We start from the raw sequence: 25,859 nt of genomic DNA, 5'->3' as shown, positions 1-25,859 counted from the left end.
ACAGGAGGCCCGCGTCGGGCGCGAGAAGCAAAATGAAAAGGTGCGGCGGAAGGGCGCCTATTCTAGCCCACCCCGTGCGCTGCATGACTCACGACGCCCAGCGCGTGCTGCGGCGCATTGCGTCCTTCATGCACAATAACCGCTCCCGGACTTTCATGAACAGTCGGCCGAATGGCCTAAGCGTTCTGAGTTTCGCCCGACTTTTCCTATGCCGAACGGCCAGCTTGATAGCCGTGCCGACGGATGTTGTCATACACCCGATGTCTTCCCACTGGATAGGAGGTTCGCATGTCATCAAACGGTAAGCTCGACGGCAAGACCGCGATCGTGACGGGCGCGGCGAGCGGTATCGGCAAGGCTATCGCGTTCACGCTCGCCGGCGCGGGCGCGGCGGTCGCCATCGCCGATCTGAATCAGGCGGGCGCGGACGCGGTCGCCGAAGAGATCCGCGGCAAGGGCGGCAAGGCTATCGGCATCGCGATGGACGTGACGAACGAAGACGCCGTCAATCAGGGCATCGATCGCGTCGCTGCGGAACTGGGCTCTGTGGACATCCTCGTGTCGAACGCGGGCATTCAGATCGTCAATCCCATCGAAAACTACGCGTACGCCGACTGGAAGAAGATGATGGCGATCCACGTCGACGGCGCGTTTCTCACCACCAAAGCCGCGCTCAAGCATATGTACAAGGACGATCGCGGCGGGGTAGTGATCTATATGGGTTCGGTGCATTCGCACGAGGCGTCGCCGCTGAAGTCCGCCTATGTGACCGCGAAACACGGACTGCTCGGCCTCGCGCGCGTGCTGGCGAAGGAAGGCGCGAAGCACAACGTGCGCTCGCACGTCGTCTGTCCGGGCTTCGTGTGTACGCCGCTCGTCGACAAGCAAATTCCCGAGCAGGCGAAGGAGTTGAGAATCAGCGAGGAAGAAGTCGTCAGGCGCGTGATGCTCGGTGGCACGGTCGATGGCGTATTCACGACCGTCGAGGACGTCGCTCAGACCGTGCTCTTCCTTTCCGCGTTCGAAACGGCGGCGCTGACGGGGCAATCGTTCGTCGTGAGTCACGGCTGGTTCATGCAATAAGGAGAACGCGCGGGATGTCGGAAATCGAGAACGAAGAAGTCATAGGACGGGAAAGCGCGCGGACTCGGGCGTCCGCCGGGCAGCAAACCCGCGTGCACCTGCCGCCCTACGAGACGATCGCGCTCATGCTCCAGGGCGGGGGCGCGCTCGGCGCCTATCAGGCGGGCGTCTATCAAGGGTTGCACGAGGCGGACATCCATCCGAACTGGATCGCCGGCATCTCGATCGGCGCGCTCAACACGGCGATCATCGCGGGCAACGCGCCCGAGCATCGCGTGACGCGTCTGCTTGAATTCTGGGAGACGATCTGCCGGCCCGCGTTCGGTTTCCCGTTGCCCGCGTTCCTCGAGCGCGCGCTATTCGATTCCGCCGACGAAATTCGCAAGGCGTTCACCGCGATGCAGGCTTTCGGCGCGATCGTCGAAGGGCAGAAGGGATTTTTCATCCCGCGCTTTCCGCCGCCGTCGCCGATCGCGTCGAGCTCGCCGCAGACCGCGAGCTATTACGACACCACGCCGCTCAAGGCCACGCTCGAGCGGCTTTGCGATTTCGACCGCATCAATTCCGGCGAAACGCGCGTGTCGGTAGGCGCGGTGAACGTCGCGACCGGCAACTTCGCGTATTTCGACAACACGCAGATCCGCTTGCGCGCCGAGCATTTCATTGCCTCGGGCGCCTTGCCGCCGGGCTTCGCCGCAGTCGAGATCGACGGCCAGTTCTATTGGGACGGCGGTCTCATGTCGAACACGCCGCTCTACGAAATCGCGCAGGCGACGCCGCGCCGCGACACGCTCGCCTTCCAGGTCGATCTGTGGAGCGCGCGCGGGCCGGTGCCCGACAGCATCGTCGACGTGATGGGGCGCGTGAAGGACGTGCAGTATTCGAGCCGCACGCGTCTCGTCACGGATCAGATGCAGCGCGCGCAGCGCTACCGTAACGTGTTGCAGCACGTTCTCGATCTCGTGCCCGAAGACGTCCGCGAGAGCGACGAATGGTGCAGGCTCGCCGCCGAACTGGCATGTTCGAAGCGTTACAACATCATCCACCTGATATACCGGCAAAAAGAGTACGAGGGGCATTTCAAGGACTACCAGTTCGGCTTTTCGACGATGCGCGAACACTGGGAAAGCGGTCTCTCCGATGTGCGCCGAACGCTTGCGCATCGTGACTGGCTCGACATGCCCAACGGCGAGTCGCGCTTCATCACGCACGACATCCATCGGGACGAGCGATGAAAGCGTTGCGCAAGATGGAATGAGCCGTGTGGGCGAGAATTTGTGCCCCTTTGTATAATTCGGGACGCATTCCGGTGCTGTTTCTATCGACGCCGGACATCACGACTTTTCCCGGCTTTAGATGAACTCGATCGCGGTCTGCTTCGTCTGTCTCGGCAATATCTGCCGCTCGCCCAGCGCGGAAGCGGTGATGCGCGATCTCGTCGAGCGCGCGAAACTGGCCGAGCGCATCGTGATCGATTCGGCGGGCACCGGCGACTGGCACATCGGCGAGCCGCCGGACGAACGCGCGCAAAAGGCAGCGAAGAAGCGCGGCTACGATCTGTCGAAGTTGCGCGGCCGTCAGGTCGCCGCGGCCGATTTCGCGCGCTTCGATCTGTTCATCGTCATGGACGACGCCAACGCCGCCGCCTTGGCGGAAGTCTGCCCGTCCGAGCACCGCGACAAGATTCGCCTGCTGATGGAGTTCGCGACGCGCGACGACAGCCGCGTGGTGGTCGATCCCTATTTCGGTGGCGAAGAGGGCTTCGAAAAAGTGCTCGACCAATGCGAGGACGCATGTGAAGGCTTGCTGAAAGCCTTACGTGCTCAGTTGACTGCCTGAGCGGCGGCGCGGCCGCGCGATCCAAAAAAACGCGTTAAAAGACTACTTATCTCGCCCCGGATACTTGACTAAAAACGTGGGCTATTTATACTTGACGAAAACCATCGAGTATTAGCGTTAGCCCCCAATTATGAGACTCACCACGAAAGGCCGTTTCGCCGTCACGGCGATGATCGACCTGGCGCTGCGCCAGGAGCAGGGCCCGGTGACGCTGGCAGGCATCAGTCAGCGCCAGCGCATCTCGCTTTCCTACCTCGAACAGCTCTTCGGCAAGCTGCGGCGGCATGAGATCGTCGAATCGGTTCGCGGACCGGGCGGCGGCTACAACCTCGCGCGCCGCGCGGAGAACGTCACGGTTGCCGACATCATCATCGCGGTCGACGAGCCGATCGACGCCACGCAGTGCGGCGGCAAGGGCACGTGCGAAGGCACGAAGCAGCACGACGGCCACTGCATGACGCACGAGCTCTGGGCGACACTGAACCAGAAGATGGTCGAGTATCTCGATTCCGTCTCGTTGAAGGATCTGGTCGACCAGCAGCGTGCGCGCGAAGGTTCGTCGGCGGTGCTGCGCGACCGGCGCGCGGAATCGGCTGGCGTCGAGGCCGCGCGTGTCGTGCCCAAGGGGCCGAATTCCATTTTCAATCTGGCCGGATGACATAAACCGCGCCGGCGCGAGCCGCGCGCGCAGACGAAAGCGTCCCAGCCAAGAGCTTTGACCGATTTTCCCGGAGCGACTGATGAACAACGATATTCCCCACCTGCCCATTTACATGGACTACAGCGCGACGACCCCCGTCGATCCGCGCGTGGTGGACAAGATGATTCCGTATCTTCGCGAGCAGTTCGGCAATCCGGCCTCGCGCAGCCACCAGTACGGCTGGGATGCGGAGCGTGCGGTCGAGGAAGCGCGCGAGAACGTCGCGGCGCTCGTGAATTGCGATCCGCGCGAGATCATCTGGACGTCGGGTGCGACGGAATCGGACAACCTCGCCATCAAGGGCGCGGCGCACTTCTACAAGAGCAAGGGCAAGCACATCATCACCGTGAAGACCGAGCACAAGGCCGTGCTCGACACCACGCGTGAGCTGGAGCGCGAAGGCTACGAAGTCACGTATCTCGACGTGAAGGACGACGGTCTCATCGATCTGGAAAAGTTCAAGGCGGCGATCCGTCCGGACACGATCCTCGTCTCCGTGATGAGCGTGAACAACGAAATCGGCGTGATTCAGGACATCGAGGCGATCGGCGAGATCACGCGCGAGAAGGGCATCATTTTTCACGTCGATGCGGCGCAAGCCACCGGCAAGATCGAAATCGATCTGCAAAAGCTGAAGGTCGATCTGATGTCGTTTTCGGCTCACAAGACGTACGGTCCGAAGGGCATCGGCGCGCTGTACGTGCGTCGCAAGCCGCGCGTGCGCATCGAAGCGCAGATGCACGGCGGCGGTCACGAGCGCGGCATGCGTTCGGGCACGCTCGCGACGCATCAGATCGTCGGCATGGGCGAAGCGTTCCGCATCGCGCGTGAGGAAATGGCGACGGAGAACGAGCGCATCCGCATGCTGCGCGACCGTCTGCTGAAGGGGCTGCAGGACATCGAAGAGGTGTACGTCAACGGCGACATGGAACGCCGCGTGCCGCACAACCTCAACATCAGCTTCAACTTCGTCGAAGGCGAATCGCTGATCATGGCGGTGAAGGACGTCGCGGTGTCGTCGGGTTCGGCGTGCACGTCGGCGTCGCTCGAGCCTTCTTATGTGCTGCGCGCGCTCGGCCGTAACGACGAACTCGCGCACAGCTCGATCCGCTTCACGGTCGGCCGCTTCACCACCGAGCAGGACGTCGACTATGTGATCAACCTGCTGAAGAACAAGATCGCGAAACTGCGCGATCTGTCGCCGCTCTGGGAAATGCACAAGGACGGCATCGACATCTCGACCATCCAGTGGGCTGCGCACTAAGCGACCACTGAGCGCCACGCGACACCGAATATTAGGAGAGTTTGAATCATGGCTTATAGCGACAAGGTTCTGGACCACTACGAAAACCCGCGTAACGTCGGCTCGTTCTCGAAGGACGACGACACCGTCGGCACCGGCATGGTCGGCGCGCCGGCGTGCGGCGACGTGATGAAGCTGCAGATCCGCGTGGGCGCGGATGGCGTGATCGAGGACGCGAAGTTCAAGACCTACGGCTGCGGCTCGGCGATCGCATCGAGCTCGCTCGTCACCGAATGGGTGAAGGGCAAGACGCTGGATCAGGCGCTCACCATCAAGAACACGCAGATCGCCGAAGAACTGGCGCTGCCGCCGGTGAAGATCCACTGCTCGATCCTCGCGGAAGACGCGATCAAGGCGGCGGTTGCGGACTACAAGCAGCGTCATGGCGTCGCGGCGCCGGAAGCGGCAGCGGCTGAATCGAAGCAGGCAGCGGCGTAATTGTGACGACGGGCGTCCGGGGCGGCGCCCCGAAGAGAGAAGCGAAGACTATGGCAATCACGTTGACGGATAAAGCGGCACAACACGTGCAGAAGTATCTGACGCGGCGCGGCAAGGGCGTCGGCTTGCGGCTGGGCGTACGGACGACGGGCTGTTCGGGCCTCGCGTACAAGCTCGAGTATGTCGACGAGCTCGCACCGGAAGACACCGTGTTCGAGTCGTCGGGCGTGAAGATCGTGATCGATCCGAAGAGTCTTCCGTATCTCGACGGCACCGAGCTGGACTTCGCCCGCGAAGGCCTGAACGAAGGCTTCAAGTTCAACAATCCGAACGCGAAGGACGAATGCGGCTGCGGCGAATCGTTCCGCGTCTGACGGGAATGACGCCGGCGGTATCGGCAAAAGAGGCGGCGCGTGCCGCCTTTTTCATTCGCGCACACTGAATTCACAGACATAGCATGGCCACGCTCACCGACAGTCACTTCGATCTCTTCGATCTGCCGCAGACCTTCGCCGTCGACCAGCAGAAGCTCGACGACGCTTATCGCACCGTGCAGGCGCAAGTGCATCCGGACCGTTTCGCCGCGGCCGGCGATGCGCAGAAGCGTCTCGCGATGCAGTGGGCCACGCACGCGAACGAGGCGTATCAGACGCTGCGCGATCCGCTGAAGCGCGCGCGCTATATGCTCGCGCAGCGCGGCATCGACGTCGGCGCGGAGAACAACACCGCGATGGAGCCGGCGTTCCTGATGCAGCAGATGGAATGGCGCGAAAATATCGAGGATGCGGCGAACGCGAAGAACATCGGTGCGCTCGAAGCGCTGCTCGACGAACTGCGCGACGAAGAGCGCATTCGCTTCACCAAGCTCGAGGCGCTGATCGACAGCAAGTCGGATCAGGCGGCGGGCGAGGCCGTGCGTCAGTTGATGTTCATCGAACGCGTGGCGCATGAAATCGGCGCGCAGATCGAACGGCTCGAACACTAAAGGCAAACGCGCCGCATACAACCCCATAAGACCAACGATGGCTTTACTGCAAATCTCAGAACCCGGCATGGCGCCGGCGCCGCATCAAAGGCGCGTGGCGGTCGGCATCGATCTCGGCACGACGAACTCGCTCGTCGCGGCCGTGCGCAGCAGCGTGCCCGAAGCGCTGCCCGACGAGGACGGCCACGTGCTGCTGCCGTCGGTCGTGCGCTATCTGGAGAACGGCGGACGGCGCATCGGCCGCGCCGCCAAGGAAGAAGCGGTCATCGATCCGCGCAATACGATCGTCTCGGTCAAGCGTTTCATGGGCCGCGGCAAGAGCGAGGTCGAGGGCGCGGAGAACGCGCCGTACGATTTCATCGACGCGCCGGGCATGGTGCAGATTCGCACCGTCGACGGCGTGAAAAGCCCGGTCGAAGTATCGGCGGAAATTCTCGCGACGCTGCGTTATCGCGCGGAAGACACGCTCGGCGAGGATCTCGTCGGCGCGGTGATCACGGTGCCCGCCTATTTCGACGAAGCCCAGCGTCAGGCGACGAAGGACGCGGCGAAGCTCGCCGGCCTGAACGTGCTGCGCCTGCTCAACGAGCCGACCGCAGCCGCGATCGCTTACGGTCTCGATAACGGCGCGGAAGGCCTCTACGCCGTCTACGACCTCGGCGGCGGCACATTCGATCTGTCGATTCTCAAGCTCACGAAAGGCGTCTTCGAAGTGCTCGCGGCGGGCGGCGATTCCGCGCTCGGCGGCGACGATTTCGATCACGCGCTGTATCGGCACGTCTTGACGGCGGCGGGCGTGTCGGTCGATGCGCCGGAAGACGTGCGCCTGCTGCTCGATCTCGTTCGCAACGCGAAGGAAGCGCTGTCGTCGACGAACGAAACGCGCGTCCAGGCGACGCTCTCGACCGGCCAGCAGATCGATGTCGCCGTGACCGAAGCGGAGTTCGCCGCGCTGACCGAGGCGCTCGTCGCGCGCACGCTCACGCCGACGAAAAAGGCGCTGCGCGATGCGAAGGTCGCCGCGAAGGACATCAAGGGCGTCGTACTGGTTGGCGGCGCCACGCGCATGCCGGTGATCCGCCGCGCGGTCGAAACGTTTTTCGGCCAGCCGCCGCTCATCAATCTCGATCCAGATCAGGTCGTCGCGCTGGGCGCTGCGATTCAGGCCGATCTGCTCGCGGGCAACCGTCGCGGCGAAGGCGACGACTGGCTGCTGCTCGACGTGATTCCGCTGTCGCTCGGCGTCGAAACGATGGGCGGCCTCACCGAGAAAATCATCCCGCGCAATTCGACGATCCCGACCGCGCGCGCGCAGGATTTCACGACCTTCAAGGACGGCCAGACCGCGATGGCGATCCACGTCGTGCAGGGCGAGCGCGAACTCGTGTCCGATTGCCGGTCGCTCGCGCGCTTCGAGTTGCGCGGCATTCCGCCGATGGCGGCGGGCGCGGCGCGCATTCGTGTGACCTATCAGGTCGACGCGGACGGTCTCTTGTCCGTGTTCGCGCGCGAGCAGATGTCGGGCGTGGAGGCGTCGGTGGTCGTGAAGCCGTCGTACGGACTCGCCGACGACGAAGTCGCCCGCATGCTCGAAGAGAGCTTCAAGACCGCCGAGACGGACATGCGCGCGCGTGCGTTGCGCGAGGCGCAGGTGGAAGCGGAGCGTCTCATCGAAGCGACGCACGTTGCGCTCGAAACCGACGGCGAACTGCTCGACGACGATGAACGCGCGCAAATCGTCGCGCTCGTGACCGAACTGGCGGCGCTCGCGAACGGCGATTCGGTCGAGAAGATCGAAGATGCGACGAAGACGCTCGCCACCGGCACCGATGAATTCGCCGCGCGCCGCATGAACAAGAGCATCCGCCGCGCGCTCGCGGGCCGCAAGCTCGACGACGTCTAAATCATCCTATTCGAGAAATTACGAAACATGCCTCAAATCGTTGTGCTGCCTCACGTGGAGCTTTGCCCGGACGGCGCGGTGATCGACGCCGACATCGGCAAGAGCATCTGCGACAATCTTCTGGATCACGGCATCGAGATCGAGCACGCCTGCGAGAAATCGTGCGCGTGCACGACGTGCCACGTCATCATTCGCGAGGGCTTCAACGCGCTCGAGCCGTCCGAGGAAGACGAGGACGATCTGCTCGATAAAGCGTGGGGTCTCGAACCGACATCGCGGTTATCATGTCAGGCAATGGTGCCTGCCGACGAGGATCTGGTGGTCGAGATCCCGCGGTACTCCATCAATCACGCCAAAGAAAATCACTGACAGGAGGCTCGCCCATGAAGTGGACAGATACCCAGGAGATCGCGATGGCACTCACCGACGCGCATCAGGATGTCGATCCCCAATATGTGCGTTTCACTGACCTGCATCGCTGGATCACCGAACTCGACGGTTTCGACGACGATCCCGAAAAGTCCAACGAGAAGATTCTCGAGGCAATCCAGGCGGCCTGGATCGAGGACGCGGACTACTGACCGGTTCTAATTCGCCATGACGGCGGCTTCGTGAGAAGCCGCCGTTTTGTTTTGCGGGCATTCTTTGCGCCGATGCTTCGCATTGCAGAAGTTCAGACCTTCGCGCCGCGCTCCGCGAGCTGTCGCTGCAACGTCGGCCACATTTTGGCGACGGCTTCCTCGCCCGCGAGAATCGATGCATTGCGCTGGCTGAAATCGCTGCTGCTCATCGCGTTGAGGTTGGGGCGGACGACCGCGTTCGCGTATTTGTCGAGCTCGTAGGCCTTGATGGTCTGGCCCATGATCGTGAAGGTCTGCATCAGCACGTCGAACGAGCTCGATGTCAGCCCGCTTTCCGGCCGCGCCGAAATATCGACGGCGATCACATAATCCGCGCCCATCTTGTGCGCGAACGCCGCTGGCACCGGACTCACGAGCCCGCCGTCGACATACTCGCGATCGCCGATCTTCACCGGCTCGAAAATCGACGGCACGCTGCACGACGCCCGCACAGCGACGCCCGTGTTGCCGCGCTGAAAGAGAATCGGCTGGCCGCTCTTCAGATCCGTGGCGACGATGCCGAGCGGCTTCGCCATCTTTTCGATCGGACGGTTGTCGAGCGTCCTGTTCAGGTAGTTCTGCAGCGCGACGCCTTGCAGGATGCCGCGCGCGCGAAAGGGCATCGCCCAGTCGCTGATCGAGGCTTCGTCCATCGTGAGGGCGAGCTTGTTGATCGCGATGCCGCTCATCCCCGATGCGTACAGCGCCGCGATGACCGAGCCGGCGCTCGTGCCCGCGACGAGATCCACGCGCACGTTGCGCGCCTCGAGCGCCTTGATCACGCCGATATGCGCGAAGCCGCGCGCGGCGCCGCCGCCGAGCGCGAGCCCGATACGCATCGGTTGTTGCGGTTCTGCCTTCGGCGGCGCCGGCGGCGTGACGATTGCCGTTTCGCCTGAATTGCCGCCGCTCGTGGTGGTGCAGGCGGCGAGAACGGACGACGCGGCCGCGAGCGAAAACGCGCGGCGCGAAAGACGGGGTGACGATGAACTCAAAGTGTGCTCCAGCGGTGCGGCGGGTTCCGGCAGGCCCGTCGATGCGGGCGGTCGGGGAGATCTTGAAAAGCGCGCACATCATAAAACAAAAGGCGCGCGGACCGGCGCGAAGCGGGCGGCGAGTATAATTTCGTCTCATTTTGCGCGGCATTTCAGCGCCTGGCGCACTGCCATTCATCGAGTAAACAGCAATGACCACCCAAGTCCGCACACGCTTCGCTCCGAGTCCGACCGGCTTCATCCATCTCGGCAACATCCGCTCCGCGCTCTATCCGTGGGCGTTCGCGCGCAAGATGAAGGGCACTTTCGTGCTGCGCATCGAGGACACCGATCTCGAGCGCTCCACCGATGCGTCGGTCGATGCGATTCTCGAAGGCATGGCGTGGCTCGGGCTCGATTTCGACGAAGGCCCGTTCTATCAGATGCAGCGCATGGACCGTTATCGCGAGGTCATCGCGCAGATGATGGAAAAGGGGCTCGCGTATCACTGCTACATGTCGACGGAAGAGCTCGACGCGCTGCGCGAGCGTCAGCGCGCCGCGGGCGAGAAGCCGCGCTACGACGGTACGTGGCGCCCCGAGCCGGGCAAGGTGCTGCCGCCGGTTCCGGAAGGCGTGAAGCCTGTCGTGCGCTTTCGCAATCCGCTCTCGGGCACGGTCGCATGGGACGACGCGGTGAAAGGCCACATCGAAATTTCGAACGAGGAACTCGACGACCTCGTGATCGCGCGCCCCGACGGCACGCCGACGTATAACTTCTGCGTGGTCGTCGACGATCTCGACATGAAGATCACGCATGTGATTCGCGGCGACGATCACGTCAACAACACGCCGCGCCAGATCAACATTCTGCGCGCGCTCGGCGGCGAGGTGCCGGTGTACGCGCATCTGCCGACCGTGCTGAACGAGCAGGGCGAGAAGATGAGCAAGCGCCACGGCGCGATGAGCGTGACGGGCTATCGCGACAATGGCTATCTGCCGGAAGCGGTGGTCAACTATCTGGCGCGCCTCGGCTGGTCGCATGGCGATGCGGAGATTTTCTCGCGCGAGCAGTTCGTCGAATGGTTCGATCTCGAGCATCTCGGCAAGTCGCCCGCGCAGTACGACCACGACAAGCTGAACTGGCTCAACGCGCACTACATCAAGGAAGCGGACAACGCGCGTCTCGCCGAGCTGACGAAGCCGTTCCTGCTGCAGGCCGGTATCGATGCCGCGGCGATCGACGGCGGCGCGCCGCTCGATCAGGTGATCGGGCTCTTGAAGGACCGCGCATCAACGGTGAAGGAAATCGCCGATAACGCCGCCATGTTCTATCGCGAGCCGGTGATCGATGCGGATGCCTTCGCGCAGCACGTCACCGATGCGGTGCGTCCGGCTATCGCGGACCTGCGTGCGGCGCTGGCGAACATCGAGTGGACCAAGGAAGCGATCGCGGCCGCGCTCAAGGCGACGCTCGCCGCGCACAAGCTGAAAATGCCGCAACTCGCGATGCCGGTGCGCCTGCTGGTCGCGGGCACGACCCACACGCCGTCGATCGATGCCGTCCTGATGCTCTTCGGACGCGATGTCGTGTTGGCGCGTCTGGAAAAGGCGCCGGGTTGAGGTCCGCGCAATGGATCGCGGGGCGTGATCCATTGCGCGCATCGGCGTCTGTCGAGGCAAAAAGTTTCACTGAAGTCGTCAGAGGGTATTTACAACTTCGAAAACGCCCTATACAATCTCGTTTCTGTTCTGCAAGGGGGTATAGCTCAGCTGGGAGAGCGCTTGCATGGCATGCAAGAGGTCAGCGGTTCGATCCCGCTTACCTCCACCAAGAACAGCAGAAAGCAGTTGAAGTAGTGCGAAGCTTGTTCTCCGGAAACGGAAGTCGCAAAAAATACTTCACAAGTAACACGAAGTTGTATAGAATTTCGGTCTTCGCTGATCGGCGGCAAGTAGATCAGCGGAGCAGTAGTAAAGACAGAATCACAAGTTTCTGTCCCCTTCGTCTAGAGGCCTAGGACATCACCCTTTCACGGTGAGTACAGGGGTTCGAATCCCCTAGGGGACGCCAAAACATCGGCGGCTGCTAGTAGAAAGCGCTGCAAGTTCACAGGTGACACTGTGAACGGATGAAAAGAAGTGGAGCGGTAGTTCAGTTGGTTAGAATACCGGCCTGTCACGCCGGGGGTCGCGGGTTCGAGCCCCGTCCGCTCCGCCAACACTTGCGAGCAGAAACACTCCGGCTAATGAGAGCCGGTTTTTTTTCGCCGCAGGGTGTGCAGAAGTTGAAGTCCCCTTCGTCTAGAGGCCTAGGACATCACCCTTTCACGGTGAGTACAGGGGTTCGAATCCCCTAGGGGACGCCAGAACATCGGCGGCTGCTAGTCAAAAGCGCTGCAAGTTCACAAGTGACACTGTGAACGATGAAAAGAAGTGGAGCGGTAGTTCAGTTGGTTAGAATACCGGCCTGTCACGCCGGGGGTCGCGGGTTCGAGCCCCGTCCGCTCCGCCAAGCTGTTTTAAGGAAATCCAGCCTTCGGGCTGGATTTTTTTTGCCCGCTTTCCGCCGCTCGCCATATCCGATTCCCTTTCGTACGCGTTCCCTGCGCATTCGACCGTGATAATGGCCATTGCCAGCCCGCGCACACTGTCTTAGTGTTTAGGCACCTGTTTCTCGTGCCCGTGCGATGCTCGACCCGACCGAAGACCTCTCGCTCTATCAACTGCGCCAGGCGAACATGGCGGACTTCGCCTTCGCCGAAGCGCTCACGCACGACAACATGGTGGGCTACTATCGGCGTCACAATCTCGTGTGGCGCGGCGATCTTTTCCTTTCCAGCTGGCGCGAGTCCGAAAATTTCATCCTGCAGGCGGATGGCGTTCCCATTGGCGTCATGCGTGTCACCGAGGAAGACAATTCGCTGCATATTCGCGACGTTCAGATCGCGAAGGGCTATCGTGGACACGGCGCCGGGACCTTTCTGCTTAACACGGCGCATCGATGGGCGAGGGCGCGCGGGCTCGCCGAATGTCAGTTGCGCGTGTTCGTCGATAACCCCGCGGCGCGTCTTTACATTCGGCTCGGATACCGGCCGGCTGGACCGCGGCTCGCGCAGTTCGGCGCAATCCGGCACATGGTGCGGCGCGTCTGAAGAAAGCGCGCACACGCGCTAAGAGCCGTCGATGTCGCGCTCGTCGCGGCCATCGCGGGCGAAAAATGCGCGCGGGCTTTCGCCGAACGCACGGCGAAACATCGCGGAGAATGCGCTCTGGCTCTGATAGCCCAGTTCACGCGCAACTTGCGCGAGCGGACGGCCCTGGCTGAGCAGCGGAATGGCGCGCGCAAGAACGGCCTGCTGACGCCACTGGGAAAAACTCACGCCGAGTTCGCGTCTGAAAAGCCGCGCGATGGTGCGCGAACTCGCGCCGGCCTCCGATGACCACCGCTCCAGATCGGAATGCGACGGATCGGCGAGCACGGCGTTGCACAGGGCGCGCAGGCGCTTCTCGTTCGGCATCGGCACGGAGAGCGGCAGCGGCTGCGAGCGGATGATTTCATCGAGCGCGAGCGTGCCCAGCAGTCGCTCGCGCTGACGCGAGATCGGTTCTTCATCGAGCGCCGCGATGACTTCGCGCAAAAGCGGCGACACCTCGACGACCCGACACGCGCCGAGACCCGCCGGCACGACGCTCGCGTCGACGTAAAGCGTCCGCAGATAAGCGTCCTCGACGATCACGACCTCGTGCGTGACATTGGGCGGCACCCAGATCGCGCGCGAAGGCGGCACCATCCAAGTCGAATCCGCTGTCGCGACACGCAAGACCCCGCGCGACGTATAGGCGACCTGCGCCCACGGATGCGTATGCAGCGCGATCCGCACGCCGTAGGGAACGGGCCGCGAGCGCACGCGAATCGGATGATCGAGCGTCGGCGAATGCTCGACGGGAATGTCGAGATGCTCGACTTCTTCGCCCGACGAGTTCGATTCGACAAACGTGGCCATGTTCGCTCGAGTTGATGGTTGCAGGCGGCCGGATTCATCGACCGCCACGCGCCGATGGTAGCCGAAAGCGCTCGCCCGGGCGCACCGCGAATATTGCCCGGCGCATAATGCCCGTCGTCACCTTTTGCGACAACAGGAGCGTTCTTCCCAATGCAATACGTTTTTGTCTACGGCACGCTGCGCGCGGGCGAGGCCAACGATATCAACCACGCAGCCGCGCGAAACGGCATCGCTACGCCCGAATGGATCGGTGCCGCCCACGTTCGGGGTCAGCTTTTCGACTTCGGCAACTATCCGGGCCTCGTGATCGATGAGAAGGGCGCGCCGATTCGCGGCGATGTCTACCGGATCGAGGACGCGCTCGTGCCCGTGCTCGACGAGATCGAACATGTGTATCCGGGCGTGGAAGGCTTATTCCGCTCGCATCGCCTGCATGTGGAGGTGGAAATCGAGGGGAGAAAGGATCGGGTCGATTGCCTGATCTATCCCGTCGGGGCTGCGTCCGCTGCCGGGCTGCCGTGCATCGAAGGCGGCGACTGGGTGACGCATCGCGCCGAACGCGCCTGAATGCGCGAAGCAGGGAAACTGATTTTGCTCGCGCCGCGGTGAGCCGATGCGTCGACTCACCGCGGCGTGAATGGCCCCGCGCCTTGCAGCGGGAACCGGCTTACTGGCTCGGGGCCGCCGGCTTGCTGTGCGATTTCTTGTGATGCATCGACTTGTGCGAAGAAGGCGTCTGCTCGGTCATCTTTTGGCTTTCCTGACGCGACTGCAGAGCCTGCGCGCGCGACTCGACATCAGCGATTTTGGCGGGATCGGTGCTCATGGTCACGCCTTGATCGCTCTGGGCATACGCGGCCGATGCGACCGCGCTGAGGGACAACAGAACAGCCAGGGACACTTTCTTCATTGTTACCTCCGAGTGGCAGTTGGAACCTGGGAATCGTCTGTCCGATCCGTTGGAACGACACTTGTGTCTGAGCAAAAATCGCTCCCGCTGTGCGGGTAGTCAGCCGCTAACCTCGCGCGTCTGACGATCAGACAACCTGAATCATAAGCCTTGAATCGGGCAAGGGTGTGTCGTGCGTCTGTCCGAAAAGCGGACGCGCATGATCGAGCACAAGCGTCGAATTATTTTCCAGTGCTTATCAATGCGCTTCGCTCCCGAATCACGAGGCGCTAATAGAGATGCAGCCAGCGATACACGTCGAAGCGCGCGAGCCCGACGAGTTCGTGCATCGCGAGCTCGCTGTTCGTGAAGCCCCGCACACGGGGAAAGAACGTCGGGCGAGTGGGCCATACATCCGACACATACGGCACCGGCGCATAGCCGAAAGCCTCGAAAGCACGCAACGCGCGGCGCATGTGATACGCGGATGTGACGACGATCAAACGGTTGTCATGTGCGTGGCCGAGAATACCGGCCACGTTTCGCGCGTTCTGGTAAGTATTGAGGCTTTGATTCTCGCGCACGAGGTCGTCCGCAGCGACGCCTTGCGCAAGCACGTATGGCGCGTAATTGTCGGCTTCGGCCTGCCCGTGATGTTCCGGATCGCCGCCGCTCAGAATCACCTTGCACGACGCGCCGGTTTCTCGGCATTCGCGATACAGCGTTGCCACGGCGTCGATGCGCCGCACCGCGTTGGACTTCGGAACGAGCCCCGCTTCGCTGCGATGCGTGCCGCCGCCCATCAGCACGATCGTCGTCTTCGGTGCGAACGAAGGCACGTCCGTGTGACGATAGCCGTGCTGGGCGAGATCGAGCAAAGGCGTTGCGAACCATCCCGCGCCGATCGCCCATGCGAGCGCCGCCACGATGATCGCAATCTGGATGCGGCGGCGTCGCCATAGTGCGAATAACGCAAAAAAAAGCAGCAATAAAGTGAATAGAACCAATTTGATTGGGGTAACGTATTGGTTTAAGGGCAATTCGTTCCGTCATCGCGTGCTTCGGAACGCATCGGCGGATGTCGCAGCAGAGCGCGTGATTAGCGCGCTGTCAACGGGGGCTTGTAATAGAAAGCAGCACCTAACGCAAGCGGTGGCCAAACATTCGGCTGCGAGTCGTTCGTCGCAATCGGAATTCGGCGCGCCGCGTTTAGTCGACGTCGCGGACCGTCTTGCGACCGTCACGAGCGTCGTCATGGCTGCACAGGAAGAAACAACGAGATGACCACGTATTCCAACGAAGTTGTACTCGAAGCACTTCGCCGAGCGCAGTATCGTCAGGTTCCTTGGGCGAAACGCCCCAACGTTTTCGATCTCTTGCGCGCGCTCGGTTTGCTCGAACTCGCCCGGCAGCGCACCGTGGCGCCCGCGCCCGGATTTCACGCACCGGTCGATATCGCGGTCGTGACCGAACGCGGCAAGCACGAATTCACGCGTCTTTCGCGCGACGAACGTGGCAGCGACTGGGACTTGCGCCGCATGGAACCTTATACGTTCGGTGGTCAGGAGGCGGTCCTGGAGGCGCGAGTCTAGCACTGCCGGACACGTCGGCAGCGAGGCCGGCAGCGGTCGACAGTCGACGCATGGGTCGAGGGAGCGTTGTCGTCGGATGAAAGAGCCGACAATCTGCCTGCAGCCAACGGCAATACCCCAAAAAATTGCCCGTATCGCGAACGACACGGGCATACCGGATCTCACTGTCGCCATGCTGTGCTCATGGCACGAGGTGTGACTGCCGCGCGCCGGAGTGGTTCCGTCAAACGCGCATCGTTCAGACGAACTCAATGATGTTGTGAACGGGCATCGCGTTCGGTATCGGGACGCGCGCGCACGTTGCTCGCGATATCGCCGCGCAGGTCGCCGCGTGGCGCGGGCGGCGTCGCATCGCGATTGCGGCCGGCATTCTGCGGCGCGGCCATCGAAGCCTTCGTGCTGACGTGAAAGTCGGATGCGGGAGGTGGCGGCTGCGCCTGGCTCATCGCCGCAGTGCTCGTCAGCGCGACGAAGGCGCCATGAGCGAGCAGAGTCGATGCCTTCATGGTGAAATCCTCGAAGCCTTCGTGGGGCTTGTTCGATTAATCACCAAGCTATGCCGCGATCCGCCGGGGCGCTGTAAGGAATCGTAAAGAGTTGTTTCGTCGACGACGCAGTGCGCGCGACTGTGCTACGACATCCGAATGCGACAACGCAAAGGGGAGAAAGATTCGCGCAGGCCGCGGCCTGCGCGAGAGGTGAAATGTCTGGGTGAAGCCAGCGAGCGCCGGCTTCGGTCGATGCAAAGAACCGTTCAGGCCATCTTGGCCGGAGCGCGCCACGATTCCGGGTTCGTCCAGAACGCGCCACGCAGGCGATCGCGGCTCGGCGGCGCGGGCGGTTTGGCGGCGCTGGAACCGATGCGTCCGCGCAGCGACACTTCACGGCCGTTGCTGGACAGGCGCTTCACGATCTCGGCCAGCGTGCCGTCTGCCTGCCACTCGTCGAAGCGGCGGCGGCAGGTCGGCGGGGACGGGTAGCGTCCGGGCAGCTTCGACCAGCCTTCGCCCGTCGACAGCACCCACAAAACCGCGTTGACCACGGCCCGCGCTTCGACGCGCGGACGGCCGCGCCGTTCGCTGCGCGCCGGCTCGGAACAGAACAACGCCTCAACCAGCGCCCACTCGTTATCTCTCAAATCGTCGAACAGCACCATATCTCACCTCAGCGAAGCTAACCCCGGTGCGCTGCCCCGCGCCGCGCACTCTGGTCGGAATCCGATGAACGAATACCTGGGAAGGCCAGAGCGATTGCGGCGGACGATGTTCGATGTAACCGCGAATGGCTCCAACCTCTGTGCGCAATGAAATGCGAGAACCGTGCCATGCTTGTTGCTAAATCCGGGAAACCCGCATGGCAGTAGGCTGACGCGATGCCAGCATGGCCCGTATCAGACCCGAAACACACTGATTAAGAAATCGGGACAATCACCAATCAAGTGCAATAGGCCCATCCAGCGTGCGTCGTGAGGATTTGCTGCACCGCAGCGAAACGCGCGTTCGGGCATGAGTTCAGACCAATGCTCGCTATAATTCGTGCATGAATTGTGGATATTGATGAGCATTCTGAATGAACGCGCCATTGAACGTGACGTTGCGGCAACTGCGCGTCTTTATAGCAGTATCGAGGCTGCGCAGCTTCAGCCGCGCAGGCGATGAAATCGGCCTCACGCAGTCGGCGGTCAGCCGGTGCGTGCGCGAGCTGGAAGGGGAGATTGGTCTCAAGCTGATCGACCGGACGACGCGCGAAGTTCAGCTGACCGATGTCGGCGTGAATCTCGTCGGCACGGTGTCGCGCCTGCTGGCCGACCTGGACGAAGCGCTGCGCGAGGTCCGCGATCTCGGCCAGCAGCGCCGCGGACGCGTGATCGTCGCGGCGAGTCCGACGGTCGCCTGCCGGCTGATGCCGCGCGTGATCGCGTCGTGCTTGCGGCAGTTTCCGCTCATCACGCTGAGTCTGCGCGACGACGTCCAGTCAGATGTCCTGCGCAAGGTGAAGTCGGGCGAGGTCGATTTCGGCGTCGTGATCGGCCCGTTTTCCTCCGACGAACTCCACGGCGAACCCGTGATGACCGATTCGTTCTGTCTCGTCGCGCGGCGCGATCATCCGCTCGGGCGCGAGACGGCGGTGCCGTGGGAAGCGCTCGCGGGCGAGCGGCTCGTGATGCTCGACTACGCGTCGGGCAGCCGGCCGATCATCGATGCCGTCATGCAGGAGCACGGCGTCGAGGCGCAAGTGGTGCAGGAACTCGGACACTCGGCGACGGTGTTCGGGCTCGTGGAAGCGGGCGTCGGCGTGAGCGTACTGCCGTGGCTCGCGCTGCCGCTGCCGGCGGATTCGTCGCTGGTCGCGTTGCCGCTCGAACCGCGCGCCGAACGGACCGTGGAGCTCGTGCGGCGGCGCGATCGCTCGCTGTCGCCCGCGGCGGAATCGGTGTGGTCGCTGATCGCCTCGCTGCCGCCGCGTGCGGAAGACCTCGGATAAGCCTCCGTTCATCGCGAAAATCACGGCGCGCGCGTTAGACTTCTTTTTTAAGACAAGACGACGGGGCGAGCGATGAGTGAATCGGAAGGCGCGGTGGTCAGCGAACTGAGTCAATTGGCGGGCGCGCACGCATCGGGTGCGCCGAATGCGCGCGACGCCGTGCGGGCGTTGAGGCCGTCGCAGATCCGCGAGGTCGCAAACGCGGGTTTCGGCGTCGCCGATGTGCTGCCGTTCTGGTTCGGCGAATCGGATCGCGTGACGCCGCAATTCATCCGCGATGCCGCAAGCCGCGCGCTTGCCGATGGCGCCACGTTCTACACGCACAATCTCGGCATCGCCCCGCTGCGCGAATCGCTCAGCCGCTACGTGAGCGCGCTGCACGGCGCGACGACGCCGGCGCACATCGCCGTGACGAGCGCCGGCGTGAACGCGCTGATGCTCGCGGCGCAACTCGTGGTCGGTGCGGGCGATCGCGTCGTCGCCGTGACGCCGCTATGGCCGAATCTCGTCGAGATTCCGAAAATCCTCGGCGCGAGCGTCGATACCGTTTCGCTGACTTACGGCCCGCGTGGCTGGACGCTCGATCTCGACCGCCTGCTCGCGGCGCTCACGCCCAACACGCGCATGCTGATGATCAACTCGCCGAACAACCCGACCGGCTGGACGATGACGCGCGATCAGCAGCGCGCCGTGCTCGCGCATTGCCGCCGTCACGGAATCTGGATCGTCGCGGACGAAGTCTACGAACGCCTGTACTACGGCGATGACGCTCGCGTCGCGCCGTCCTTTCTCGATCTCGCCGCGCGCGACGAGCGCGTGATCGCGGTGAATTCGTTTTCGAAGGCGTGGCTGATGACCGGCTGGCGCCTCGGCTGGCTCGTCGCCCCGACGCAACTGATGGACGATCTCGGCAAGCTGGTCGAGTACAACACGTCGTGCGCGCCGTCGTTCGTGCAGCAGGCGGGCGTCGTCGCGGTGGAAGAGGGCGAGCGCTTTACTCAGGCGCTCGTCGCGGATCTGCGCGCAAGCCGCGATCATCTCGTGCGGGCGCTTCAGGCGATCGAGGGCGTCGACGTGCGCACGCCCGACGGCGCGATGTACCTGTTTTTCTCGCTACCGGGCGCGCAAAACAGCCTCGAACTGGGCAAATCGCTGGTGCGCGAAGCCCGTCTCGGACTTGCGCCGGGCAGCGCGTTCGGCCCGGAAGGCGAAGGCTTCGTGCGCTGGTGCTACGCGTGCGATCCCGCACGGCTGGACGCGGGCGTCGAACGCCTGCAGCGATTCCTGACGGCGCGCGGCGTCGCCTGAGCCGTGCCGATCGACGTCGGCCGCGCACGACCGGCGTCGAGTGAGTCCGGGCGCCGATCAATCGATCACCTTTACGCCCCGGTTGTTTTTGCGTAATATGGCGCTCAGTCACGCGCTTTCGCCTAGGAAAGCGCCACCTCGTCCGGCTGGATGGCCCGGCGTTCGCTCACCGATCGCCCTTTACGCCTCTCCCCGGTGCGTGCTCCCAATCAATATGACCGATTACAATCGGGCGAGCGCGTCTTGAAACTCCGCGTCCAGCTTTATCGTTCGCACCATTTTGGTGGCGTTCGGTCCTGCGCAAGCTCGATTTGAATTGAATCATTGACCATATAGGGTTGACCCAAGCTGCATGAATACCCAAGAGGCGAAGATCGTCCTCGAGACTGCTTTGATTTGCGCGCAGGAACCGCTGAGGCTGAATGAATTGCGCAAGCTGTTCGCCGACGACATTTCGGCGGATACCGTTCGCACGTTGCTCGAAGCGCTCAAGGCCGACTGGTCGGGACGCGGCGTGGAACTGGTCGCGCTTGCCTCGGGCTGGCGTTTTCAGAGCAAGCCCGCGATGCGGGCCTATCTCGACAGGCTGCACCCGGAAAAGCCGCCCAAGTATTCGCGGGCCGTACTCGAGACGCTGGCGATCATTGCCTATCGGCAACCAGTGACGCGGGGCGATATCGAAGAGATCCGCGGCGTGACGGTGAACACGCAGGTCGTGAAGCAACTGGAGGACCGTGGCTGGATCGAGGTGATCGGTCATCGCGACGTGCCGGGCCGCCCGGCACTGTACGCGACGACCAAGCAGTTTCTCGACGATCTCGGACTGACCGCGCTCGACGAGTTGCCCGCGCTGGACAATCCGTCGGCGCAGCTCGAAGCATCGCTGCTCGCGCAGCATTCGATCGAATTTCCCGACAGCATCGCCGGGAATGCGCCGCCGGCGGGCATCGAGCCGCCGGCCACGCCACAAGCGTCGAATGACGGGGAACCTGACGCCCCGGCGCAGGTCTTCGCCGTTGAAGCGCTGGAATCGGCGGAATCCGCCGAACCCGACGCTTCCGCCGATGAGCGCGCGGCCGCCGGGCCGGCGGAGCAAGAACAGACAGAAGAACAGCAGGAAAGACTCGGAACGGAACGTGCGGATGCGCTGGACGAGCGCGCCGCGTCGACAGCCGGGATTCACGCACAGCCTTTGGGCACCGCGCACGATGCGCCCGTTCCGATGCCGCGTGAAGACGAAAGAGATGCGAGTCCATCGAACGAAGCCGAACTGGACGACGACTCCGAAGAACCGAAGGCGCGCCGCGCCTGATGCAATTTGCATGGCCCCTGATCTGGCAATCCGGCTCTCCATAAAGATTATTTCGAGACGACCAGCCGGACCGGTCAGCGGATTTTTTGACGCGCCCGCGACGGGCGCGCGATTCGACATTTGAGGTTGTTTTGACACACTCCCACGACAGCGATTCGCCTGAATCCGCGCGCCCCGTGCACGCCGCGGACGCACCTGAGTCGGCCGATGCCGGCGACAGCACGCGCACCGACCGCGCCGATGAAGGCGGCGAGGGCGATGACCGTCCGCGCCGCGGATTGCGCCGCGGGCCGCGCAGCCTGATCGCACGGCGTCGCGCTGTCGCGAAGACCAAGGGCGCCGACGCTGCGCCAGGCGCGCCGGGCGCCGTCAACGAGACGCCGCCCGATGGCGTCGTGGCGGCACAAGTGCGTACCCCGCGCAAGGATCCGGGCGCGAAGCCGCGCAAGGGCGAAGGGGCGAGTCCGCGCGGCCGCAAGAGCGCGCGCGCGGAAGCGGGCGAAACCGGCGTCGAAGCAGCGGACGAGGCCGGCGTACAGGCCGCCGCGCCCGCGCCGCGCGAAGGCGGCCGGCGCAAGAATCCGCCGCAGCAAAAGCGCGGCAAGCGCAGCGACGCGGGACCGGCGACCGTCGAGAGCGCGGCTGCTGCAGCCGTCGACGACGTGTTCGCCTACGTGACCTCGCCGGCCTTCGACGCCGACAACGGTTCGGCCGGCGTGCGCGCCCCGATGCTGCGACGCGGCCGCAATGCACCGCAAAAGCGCGTGCTGGAACCGGACGAAGACGCGCCGAAGCTGCACAAGGTGCTCGCGGATGCGGGCATGGGTTCGCGGCGCGACATGGAAGAGTTGATCATCGCCGGGCGCGTATCGGTGAACGGCGAGCCGGCGCATATCGGCCAGCGCATCATGCCGACCGATCAGGTGCGCATCAACGGCAAGCCGCTCAAGCGCAAGCTCGCGAGCAAGCCGCCGCGCATCCTGCTGTATCACAAGCCGACGGGCGAGATCGTCAGCCATGCCGACCCGGAAGGGCGTCCGTCCGTGTTCGACAAGCTGCCGTCGATGAAAACCGCCAAATGGCTCGCGGTCGGGCGTCTCGACTTCAATACGGAAGGCCTGCTGTTGCTCACGACGTCCGGCGATCTGGCGAACCGCTTCATGCATCCGCGCTACAGCGTCGAGCGTGAGTACGCGGTGCGCGTGGTCGGACAACTGTCCGAGGCGATGAAGCAGAAGCTGCTGAAAGGCGTCGAGCTCGACGACGGTCCCGCCAACTTCCTGCGCATCCAGGACGGCGGCGGCGAAGGCACGAATCACTGGTATCACGTCGCGCTGGCGGAAGGCCGGAATCGCGAAGTGCGCCGTATGTTCGAGGCGGCCGGCCTGATGGTGAGCCGCCTGATCCGCACGCGTCATGGTCCGATCGCGCTGCCGCGCGGCCTGAAGCGCGGCCGCTGGGAAGAGCTCGAGGACAATCAGGTGCGCAGCCTGATGGCGTCGGTCGGGCTGAAATTGCCGACGGCCGAGAAGGGCGGACGCAGCGCCGCGCCGCGTGTGCAACCCGATCCGATGCAGACGTCGATGGGCTTCATCACGCGCGAGCCGGTGCTGAGCTCGCACTCGCGCATGACGCAGCAGCAGACGCCGGGACGCGGCGGCCGGCGCGGCCAGCCGGGCGGTGTGCCGGGCAGCTTCGGGCTCGGCGGCATGGGCGGATTCGGCGGCAACACGGGCAATGCAGGCAACGGGGGCGGCATGGGCCGTCGCGGCGGCCGGGAGCCGAACGGCAACCGCATCGGCAACGAGCCCAACGGTAATCGCGCTAACGGCGCACGGCCGGGTCCGCGCGGCGCGCGTCCGCAAGGCGGCGGTCCGCAGGGCGCGGGCGGCGCCGGCAAGCGTGCCGCCGGTGGCAACGCACCGCGGGGCAATCGCCAGGGCGGCGGACAGCAGGGCGCTGGCCAGAACAAAGCCGGCGGCGCGGGCCGGGGCGCGCGTAATCGCTCGCGCGGCCGCTGAGCGCGATATGTAAAAAATCGCAAAGACGTCGCCGGGAGAAGTCCAAAAGCGGGATGCGAAGCATCGGTCCGCCCCCGGCGACGAAAATCTCGCGTTTCGCTCTTTCTGATCGTTAGGACAAACCGGCGTGAAACCGGGTCCAACAGGGGCGAAAGTGCGCGTTACGTTTGCGTTTATCCTGAAAAATGGCTAAAATCATGAAGTCGCTGGGCACGTAGTTTTCTTTCGCTGCCCTGAGTGCGACCTCGGTTGAAAAATGTGGGCGTTGCGCCCATTTTTTTTTGGCTATTCGGTTCGGCATCTCGGGAGCAGGGGTGCGCGCCCGCATGAAGGCGCTCGCCCGCAGGTGTTTCGGCGTGGAGCGCGCGAACACCTTGGAGTTACTGTGCAACTGACGGAATTGATTGAAACCACGGTCTCGAGCCTTGGCTACGAGCTTGTCGATCTCGAGCGTTCGGGAGGCGGCATGCTGCGTGTCTACATCGACCAGCCGGCTGGTATCGCGATCGAAGACTGCGAGAAGGTCACCCGTCAGCTCCAATATTTGTTTGAAGTCGAGAACATCGACTACGACCGGCTCGAAGTATCGTCGCCGGGGCTCGACCGCCCGCTCAAGAAACTGGCGGATTTCGAGCGCTTCGCGGGGAGCGAAGTCGCCATTACATTGAAGAAGCCGCTGGACGGGCGCAAGTCGTTCCGCGGCATCCTGCACGCCCCTGACGGCGAAACGATCGGATTGGAATTTGAAGGGAAGGACGGCGCTGCGATGCTCGATTTCACGCTCGCGGACCTCGATAAGGCACGTCTCGTCCCCAAGGTTGACTTTAGGAGCCGCAAACAATGAGTCGCGAAGTATTGATGCTGGCGGATGCGCTGGCACGCGAAAAGAACGTCAACAAGGACGTCGTGTACGCAGCGCTGGAAGCTGCGCTTGCTTCGGCAACGAAGAAGCTCTTCGAGGAAGACGTGGATATTCGTGTCGCCATCGACCGTGAGAGCGGCGAACACGAGACTTTCCGCCGCTGGCGCGTCGTGCCGGACGAGGCCGGCCTGCAAGAGCCGGATCAGGAAATCCTGCTGTTCGAAGCGAAGGAGCAAAAGCCCGACGCGCAGGTGGACGAATTCATCGAGGAGCCGATTCCGTCGATCGAATTCGGCCGTATCGGCGCGCAGGCCGCCAAGCAGGTGATCCTGCAGAAGGTGCGCGACGCCGAGCGCGAACAGATTCTGAACGACTTCCTCGAGCGCGGCGAAAAGATCATGACCGGCTCGGTGAAGCGCCTGGACAAGGGTAATTTCATTGTCGAGTCGGGCCGTGTCGAAGCGCTGCTGCGCCGCGACCAGCTGATTCCGAAGGAAAACCTGCGCGTGGGCGACCGCGTGCGCGCGTACATCGCGAAGGTCGACCGCACCGCGCGCGGCCCGCAGATCGAACTCTCGCGCACCGCGCCCGAGTTCCTGATGAAGCTGTTCGAACTCGAAGTGCCGGAAATCGAGCAAGGTCTGCTGGAAATCAAGGCCGCCGCGCGCGATCCCGGCGTGCGTGCGAAAATCGGCGTGATCGCCTACGACAAGCGCATCGATCCTATCGGCACTTGCGTCGGCATCCGCGGTTCGCGCGTGCAGGCCGTGCGTAACGAGCTCGGTGGCGAGAACGTCGACATCGTGCTATGGTCGGAAGATCCCGCGCAGTTCGTGATCGGCGCTCTCGCGCCGGCAGCCGTCCAGTCGATCGTCGTCGATGAAGAAAAGCATTCGATGGACGTCGTCGTGGACGAAAACGAGCTCGCCGTCGCCATCGGCCGCGCCGGCCAGAACGTGAGGCTCGCGAGCGAACTCACCGGCTGGCAAATCAATATCATGACGCCGGACGAGTCCGCGCTGAAGCAGAACGAAGAGCGTGGCAAGTTGCGCGACCTGTTCATGGCGCGTCTGGATGTGGACGAGGAAGTCGCCGACATCCTGATCGACGAAGGCTTCACGAGTCTCGAAGAAATCGCCTACGTGCCGCTCAACGAAATGCTCGAAATCGAAGCGTTCGACGAAGACACCGTGCACGAGCTGCGCAATCGCTCGCGCGACGCGCTCCTCACGATGGCGATCGCCAACGAAGAGAAGGTGGAAGGCGTCGCGCTCGATTTGAAGAGCCTCGACGGCATGGACAACGAGCTTCTCGCAAAGCTCGCCGAGCACCAGATTCAGACCCGCGACGATCTCGCGGAGCTGGCAGTAGATGAACTGGTCGAAATGACCGGAATGCAAGAGGATGCCGCTAAGGCGTTGATCATGAAAGCACGTGAACACTGGTTCCAGTGAGAAATGACCATGGCGCACTGATATTTGGCGGCCTGTCTGGCCGCGTGACCCCGATCTAACCGCAAGGATTGGTCCTTGCATCAAGA

At 63.4% G+C, this 25,859-nt stretch carries 27 protein-coding genes, 5 tRNA genes and 1 pseudogene; 27 read left to right on the top strand and 6 right to left on the bottom strand.

The window, feature by feature from the left end:
• The first annotated feature begins 288 nt into the window (after nucleotides 1-288).
• From QCE49_RS07980 to iscX, 11 genes are all read left to right on the top strand, one after another.
• Nucleotides 289-1,083 carry a 3-hydroxybutyrate dehydrogenase gene (locus tag QCE49_RS07980; RefSeq protein ID WP_250457725.1) on the top strand — a complete coding sequence of 265 codons (795 nt, stop codon included), beginning with the start codon at nucleotides 289-291 and terminating at the stop codon, nucleotides 1,081-1,083.
• Between the two features lie 14 nt (nucleotides 1,084-1,097).
• Nucleotides 1,098-2,318, top strand: coding sequence for a patatin-like phospholipase family protein (locus tag QCE49_RS07975; protein ID WP_250457726.1), 1,221 nt, complete (start codon nucleotides 1,098-1,100; stop codon nucleotides 2,316-2,318).
• A gap of 121 nt (nucleotides 2,319-2,439) precedes the next feature.
• Nucleotides 2,440-2,922 carry a low molecular weight protein-tyrosine-phosphatase gene (locus QCE49_RS07970; protein ID WP_008349203.1) on the top strand — a complete coding sequence of 161 codons (483 nt, stop codon included), beginning with the start codon at nucleotides 2,440-2,442 and terminating at the stop codon, nucleotides 2,920-2,922.
• A 130-nt stretch (nucleotides 2,923-3,052) separates the two neighbouring features.
• Nucleotides 3,053-3,580 (top strand): Fe-S cluster assembly transcriptional regulator IscR, encoded by a 528-nt coding sequence (iscR, locus tag QCE49_RS07965; RefSeq protein ID WP_008349204.1) that lies wholly within the window; start codon nucleotides 3,053-3,055, stop codon nucleotides 3,578-3,580.
• Between the two features lie 82 nt (nucleotides 3,581-3,662).
• The gene (locus tag QCE49_RS07960; RefSeq protein WP_008349205.1) at nucleotides 3,663-4,886 is read left to right on the top strand and encodes an IscS subfamily cysteine desulfurase; all 1,224 of its coding nucleotides are present in this window, start codon (nucleotides 3,663-3,665) and stop codon (nucleotides 4,884-4,886) included.
• 48 nt (nucleotides 4,887-4,934) lie between these two features.
• Nucleotides 4,935-5,363: a Fe-S cluster assembly scaffold IscU gene (iscU, locus tag QCE49_RS07955; protein WP_008349206.1), complete on the top strand. Its 429-nt coding sequence runs from the start codon at nucleotides 4,935-4,937 to the stop codon at nucleotides 5,361-5,363.
• A 50-nt stretch (nucleotides 5,364-5,413) separates the two neighbouring features.
• Complete coding sequence (gene iscA / locus QCE49_RS07950) at nucleotides 5,414-5,737, top strand: iron-sulfur cluster assembly protein IscA (RefSeq protein ID WP_008349207.1); 324 nt, start codon at nucleotides 5,414-5,416, stop codon at nucleotides 5,735-5,737.
• 83 nt (nucleotides 5,738-5,820) lie between these two features.
• A complete protein-coding gene (gene hscB, locus QCE49_RS07945) occupies nucleotides 5,821-6,348 on the top strand; it encodes a Fe-S protein assembly co-chaperone HscB (protein WP_175982302.1) in 528 nt (175 codons plus the stop codon).
• A 37-nt stretch (nucleotides 6,349-6,385) separates the two neighbouring features.
• Nucleotides 6,386-8,251, top strand: a complete 1,866-nt coding sequence (hscA, locus tag QCE49_RS07940; protein WP_250434865.1) for a Fe-S protein assembly chaperone HscA — start codon at nucleotides 6,386-6,388, stop codon at nucleotides 8,249-8,251.
• A gap of 27 nt (nucleotides 8,252-8,278) precedes the next feature.
• On the top strand, nucleotides 8,279-8,620 hold the full coding sequence (fdx, locus tag QCE49_RS07935; protein WP_008349211.1) for an ISC system 2Fe-2S type ferredoxin: 342 nt from the start codon (nucleotides 8,279-8,281) through the stop codon (nucleotides 8,618-8,620).
• A gap of 14 nt (nucleotides 8,621-8,634) precedes the next feature.
• Entirely contained in the window at nucleotides 8,635-8,832 is a 198-nt protein-coding gene (gene iscX / locus QCE49_RS07930) for a Fe-S cluster assembly protein IscX (RefSeq protein WP_008349212.1), read from the top strand.
• A 92-nt stretch (nucleotides 8,833-8,924) separates the two neighbouring features.
• Here the strand turns inward: iscX and QCE49_RS07925 are convergent, their stop codons facing one another.
• Complete coding sequence (locus tag QCE49_RS07925) at nucleotides 8,925-9,899, bottom strand: patatin-like phospholipase family protein (RefSeq protein WP_409017209.1); 975 nt, start codon at nucleotides 9,897-9,899, stop codon at nucleotides 8,925-8,927.
• 158 nt (nucleotides 9,900-10,057) lie between these two features.
• Between QCE49_RS07925 and gltX the strand changes: the two genes are divergently transcribed.
• The 7 genes from gltX (at nucleotide 10,058) to QCE49_RS07890 (ending at nucleotide 12,999) form a co-directional block, all read left to right on the top strand.
• Nucleotides 10,058-11,467, top strand: a complete 1,410-nt coding sequence (gene gltX / locus QCE49_RS07920) for a glutamate--tRNA ligase (protein ID WP_250457728.1) — start codon at nucleotides 10,058-10,060, stop codon at nucleotides 11,465-11,467.
• A 135-nt stretch (nucleotides 11,468-11,602) separates the two neighbouring features.
• Nucleotides 11,603-11,678: transfer RNA gene (locus tag QCE49_RS07915), tRNA-Ala, on the top strand.
• Between the two features lie 164 nt (nucleotides 11,679-11,842).
• A tRNA-Glu gene (locus tag QCE49_RS07910) sits at nucleotides 11,843-11,918 on the top strand.
• Between the two features lie 70 nt (nucleotides 11,919-11,988).
• Nucleotides 11,989-12,065 (top strand) — tRNA-Asp (locus QCE49_RS07905).
• A gap of 72 nt (nucleotides 12,066-12,137) precedes the next feature.
• A tRNA-Glu gene (locus QCE49_RS07900) sits at nucleotides 12,138-12,213 on the top strand.
• Between the two features lie 69 nt (nucleotides 12,214-12,282).
• Nucleotides 12,283-12,359 (top strand) — tRNA-Asp (locus QCE49_RS07895).
• Between the two features lie 175 nt (nucleotides 12,360-12,534).
• The gene (locus tag QCE49_RS07890; protein WP_250457729.1) at nucleotides 12,535-12,999 is read left to right on the top strand and encodes a GNAT family N-acetyltransferase; all 465 of its coding nucleotides are present in this window, start codon (nucleotides 12,535-12,537) and stop codon (nucleotides 12,997-12,999) included.
• An 18-nt stretch (nucleotides 13,000-13,017) separates the two neighbouring features.
• Here the strand turns inward: QCE49_RS07890 and QCE49_RS07885 are convergent, their stop codons facing one another.
• Complete coding sequence (locus tag QCE49_RS07885; RefSeq protein ID WP_008349217.1) at nucleotides 13,018-13,851, bottom strand: helix-turn-helix domain-containing protein; 834 nt, start codon at nucleotides 13,849-13,851, stop codon at nucleotides 13,018-13,020.
• 150 nt (nucleotides 13,852-14,001) lie between these two features.
• On the opposite strand from QCE49_RS07885, the gene QCE49_RS07880 reads away from it, so the two are divergent.
• Nucleotides 14,002-14,418, top strand: a complete 417-nt coding sequence (locus QCE49_RS07880) for a gamma-glutamylcyclotransferase (protein WP_034473211.1) — start codon at nucleotides 14,002-14,004, stop codon at nucleotides 14,416-14,418.
• A 100-nt stretch (nucleotides 14,419-14,518) separates the two neighbouring features.
• On the opposite strand, the gene QCE49_RS07875 is transcribed toward QCE49_RS07880, so the two are convergent.
• Both QCE49_RS07875 and QCE49_RS07870 read right to left on the bottom strand, forming a co-directional pair.
• Nucleotides 14,519-14,761, bottom strand: a complete 243-nt coding sequence (locus QCE49_RS07875; RefSeq protein ID WP_008349220.1) for a hypothetical protein — start codon at nucleotides 14,759-14,761, stop codon at nucleotides 14,519-14,521.
• Between the two features lie 269 nt (nucleotides 14,762-15,030).
• On the bottom strand, nucleotides 15,031-15,666 hold the full coding sequence (locus QCE49_RS07870) for a YdcF family protein (protein WP_235366243.1): 636 nt from the start codon (nucleotides 15,664-15,666) through the stop codon (nucleotides 15,031-15,033).
• Between the two features lies 1 nt (nucleotide 15,667).
• Between QCE49_RS07870 and QCE49_RS07865 the strand changes: the two genes are divergently transcribed.
• Nucleotides 15,668-16,024, top strand: coding sequence for a hypothetical protein (locus QCE49_RS07865; protein WP_162483413.1), 357 nt, complete (start codon nucleotides 15,668-15,670; stop codon nucleotides 16,022-16,024).
• A complete protein-coding gene (locus tag QCE49_RS07860) occupies nucleotides 16,021-16,332 on the top strand; it encodes a hypothetical protein (protein ID WP_008349222.1) in 312 nt (103 codons plus the stop codon). The genes QCE49_RS07865 and QCE49_RS07860 overlap by 4 nt, the downstream gene beginning before the upstream one ends.
• A gap of 248 nt (nucleotides 16,333-16,580) precedes the next feature.
• Here the strand turns inward: QCE49_RS07860 and QCE49_RS07855 are convergent, their stop codons facing one another.
• Together QCE49_RS07855 and QCE49_RS07850 are read right to left on the bottom strand one after the other, a co-directional pair.
• Complete coding sequence (locus QCE49_RS07855) at nucleotides 16,581-16,838, bottom strand: hypothetical protein (protein WP_008349223.1); 258 nt, start codon at nucleotides 16,836-16,838, stop codon at nucleotides 16,581-16,583.
• Between the two features lie 248 nt (nucleotides 16,839-17,086).
• Nucleotides 17,087-17,488: a transposase gene (locus QCE49_RS07850; RefSeq protein ID WP_008349224.1), complete on the bottom strand. Its 402-nt coding sequence runs from the start codon at nucleotides 17,486-17,488 to the stop codon at nucleotides 17,087-17,089.
• A 425-nt stretch (nucleotides 17,489-17,913) separates the two neighbouring features.
• Here QCE49_RS07850 and QCE49_RS07845 point away from each other — a divergent pair, with 425 nt between their 5' ends.
• The 6 genes and pseudogenes from QCE49_RS07845 to nusA all read left to right on the top strand — a co-directional run bounded on the left by QCE49_RS07845 (nucleotide 17,914) and on the right by nusA (nucleotide 25,773).
• On the top strand, nucleotides 17,914-18,816 hold the full coding sequence (locus tag QCE49_RS07845) for a LysR family transcriptional regulator (RefSeq protein ID WP_250457759.1): 903 nt from the start codon (nucleotides 17,914-17,916) through the stop codon (nucleotides 18,814-18,816).
• A gap of 72 nt (nucleotides 18,817-18,888) precedes the next feature.
• Complete coding sequence (locus QCE49_RS07840; RefSeq protein ID WP_250434860.1) at nucleotides 18,889-20,124, top strand: pyridoxal phosphate-dependent aminotransferase; 1,236 nt, start codon at nucleotides 18,889-18,891, stop codon at nucleotides 20,122-20,124.
• A 352-nt stretch (nucleotides 20,125-20,476) separates the two neighbouring features.
• Nucleotides 20,477-21,047, top strand: a pseudogene (gene scpB, locus QCE49_RS34525) (SMC-Scp complex subunit ScpB); the annotation flags it as partial.
• 520 nt (nucleotides 21,048-21,567) lie between these two features.
• Nucleotides 21,568-23,457: a 23S rRNA pseudouridine(2605) synthase RluB gene (rluB, locus tag QCE49_RS07830; protein ID WP_034473207.1), complete on the top strand. Its 1,890-nt coding sequence runs from the start codon at nucleotides 21,568-21,570 to the stop codon at nucleotides 23,455-23,457.
• 385 nt (nucleotides 23,458-23,842) lie between these two features.
• A complete protein-coding gene (gene rimP / locus QCE49_RS07825; RefSeq protein ID WP_008349230.1) occupies nucleotides 23,843-24,301 on the top strand; it encodes a ribosome maturation factor RimP in 459 nt (152 codons plus the stop codon).
• The gene (gene nusA / locus QCE49_RS07820) at nucleotides 24,298-25,773 is read left to right on the top strand and encodes a transcription termination factor NusA (protein ID WP_008349231.1); all 1,476 of its coding nucleotides are present in this window, start codon (nucleotides 24,298-24,300) and stop codon (nucleotides 25,771-25,773) included. The genes rimP and nusA overlap by 4 nt, the downstream gene beginning before the upstream one ends.
• The last annotated feature ends 86 nt before the right edge of the window (nucleotides 25,774-25,859 follow it).

It is taken from the genome of Caballeronia sp. LZ008, from assembly GCF_031451435.1.
Taxonomy (GTDB): Bacteria; Pseudomonadota; Gammaproteobacteria; order Burkholderiales; family Burkholderiaceae; genus Caballeronia; species Caballeronia zhejiangensis.
The sequence above is the reverse complement of the archived record's forward strand: the minus strand, read 5'-3'. Positions and strand labels throughout refer to the sequence as shown.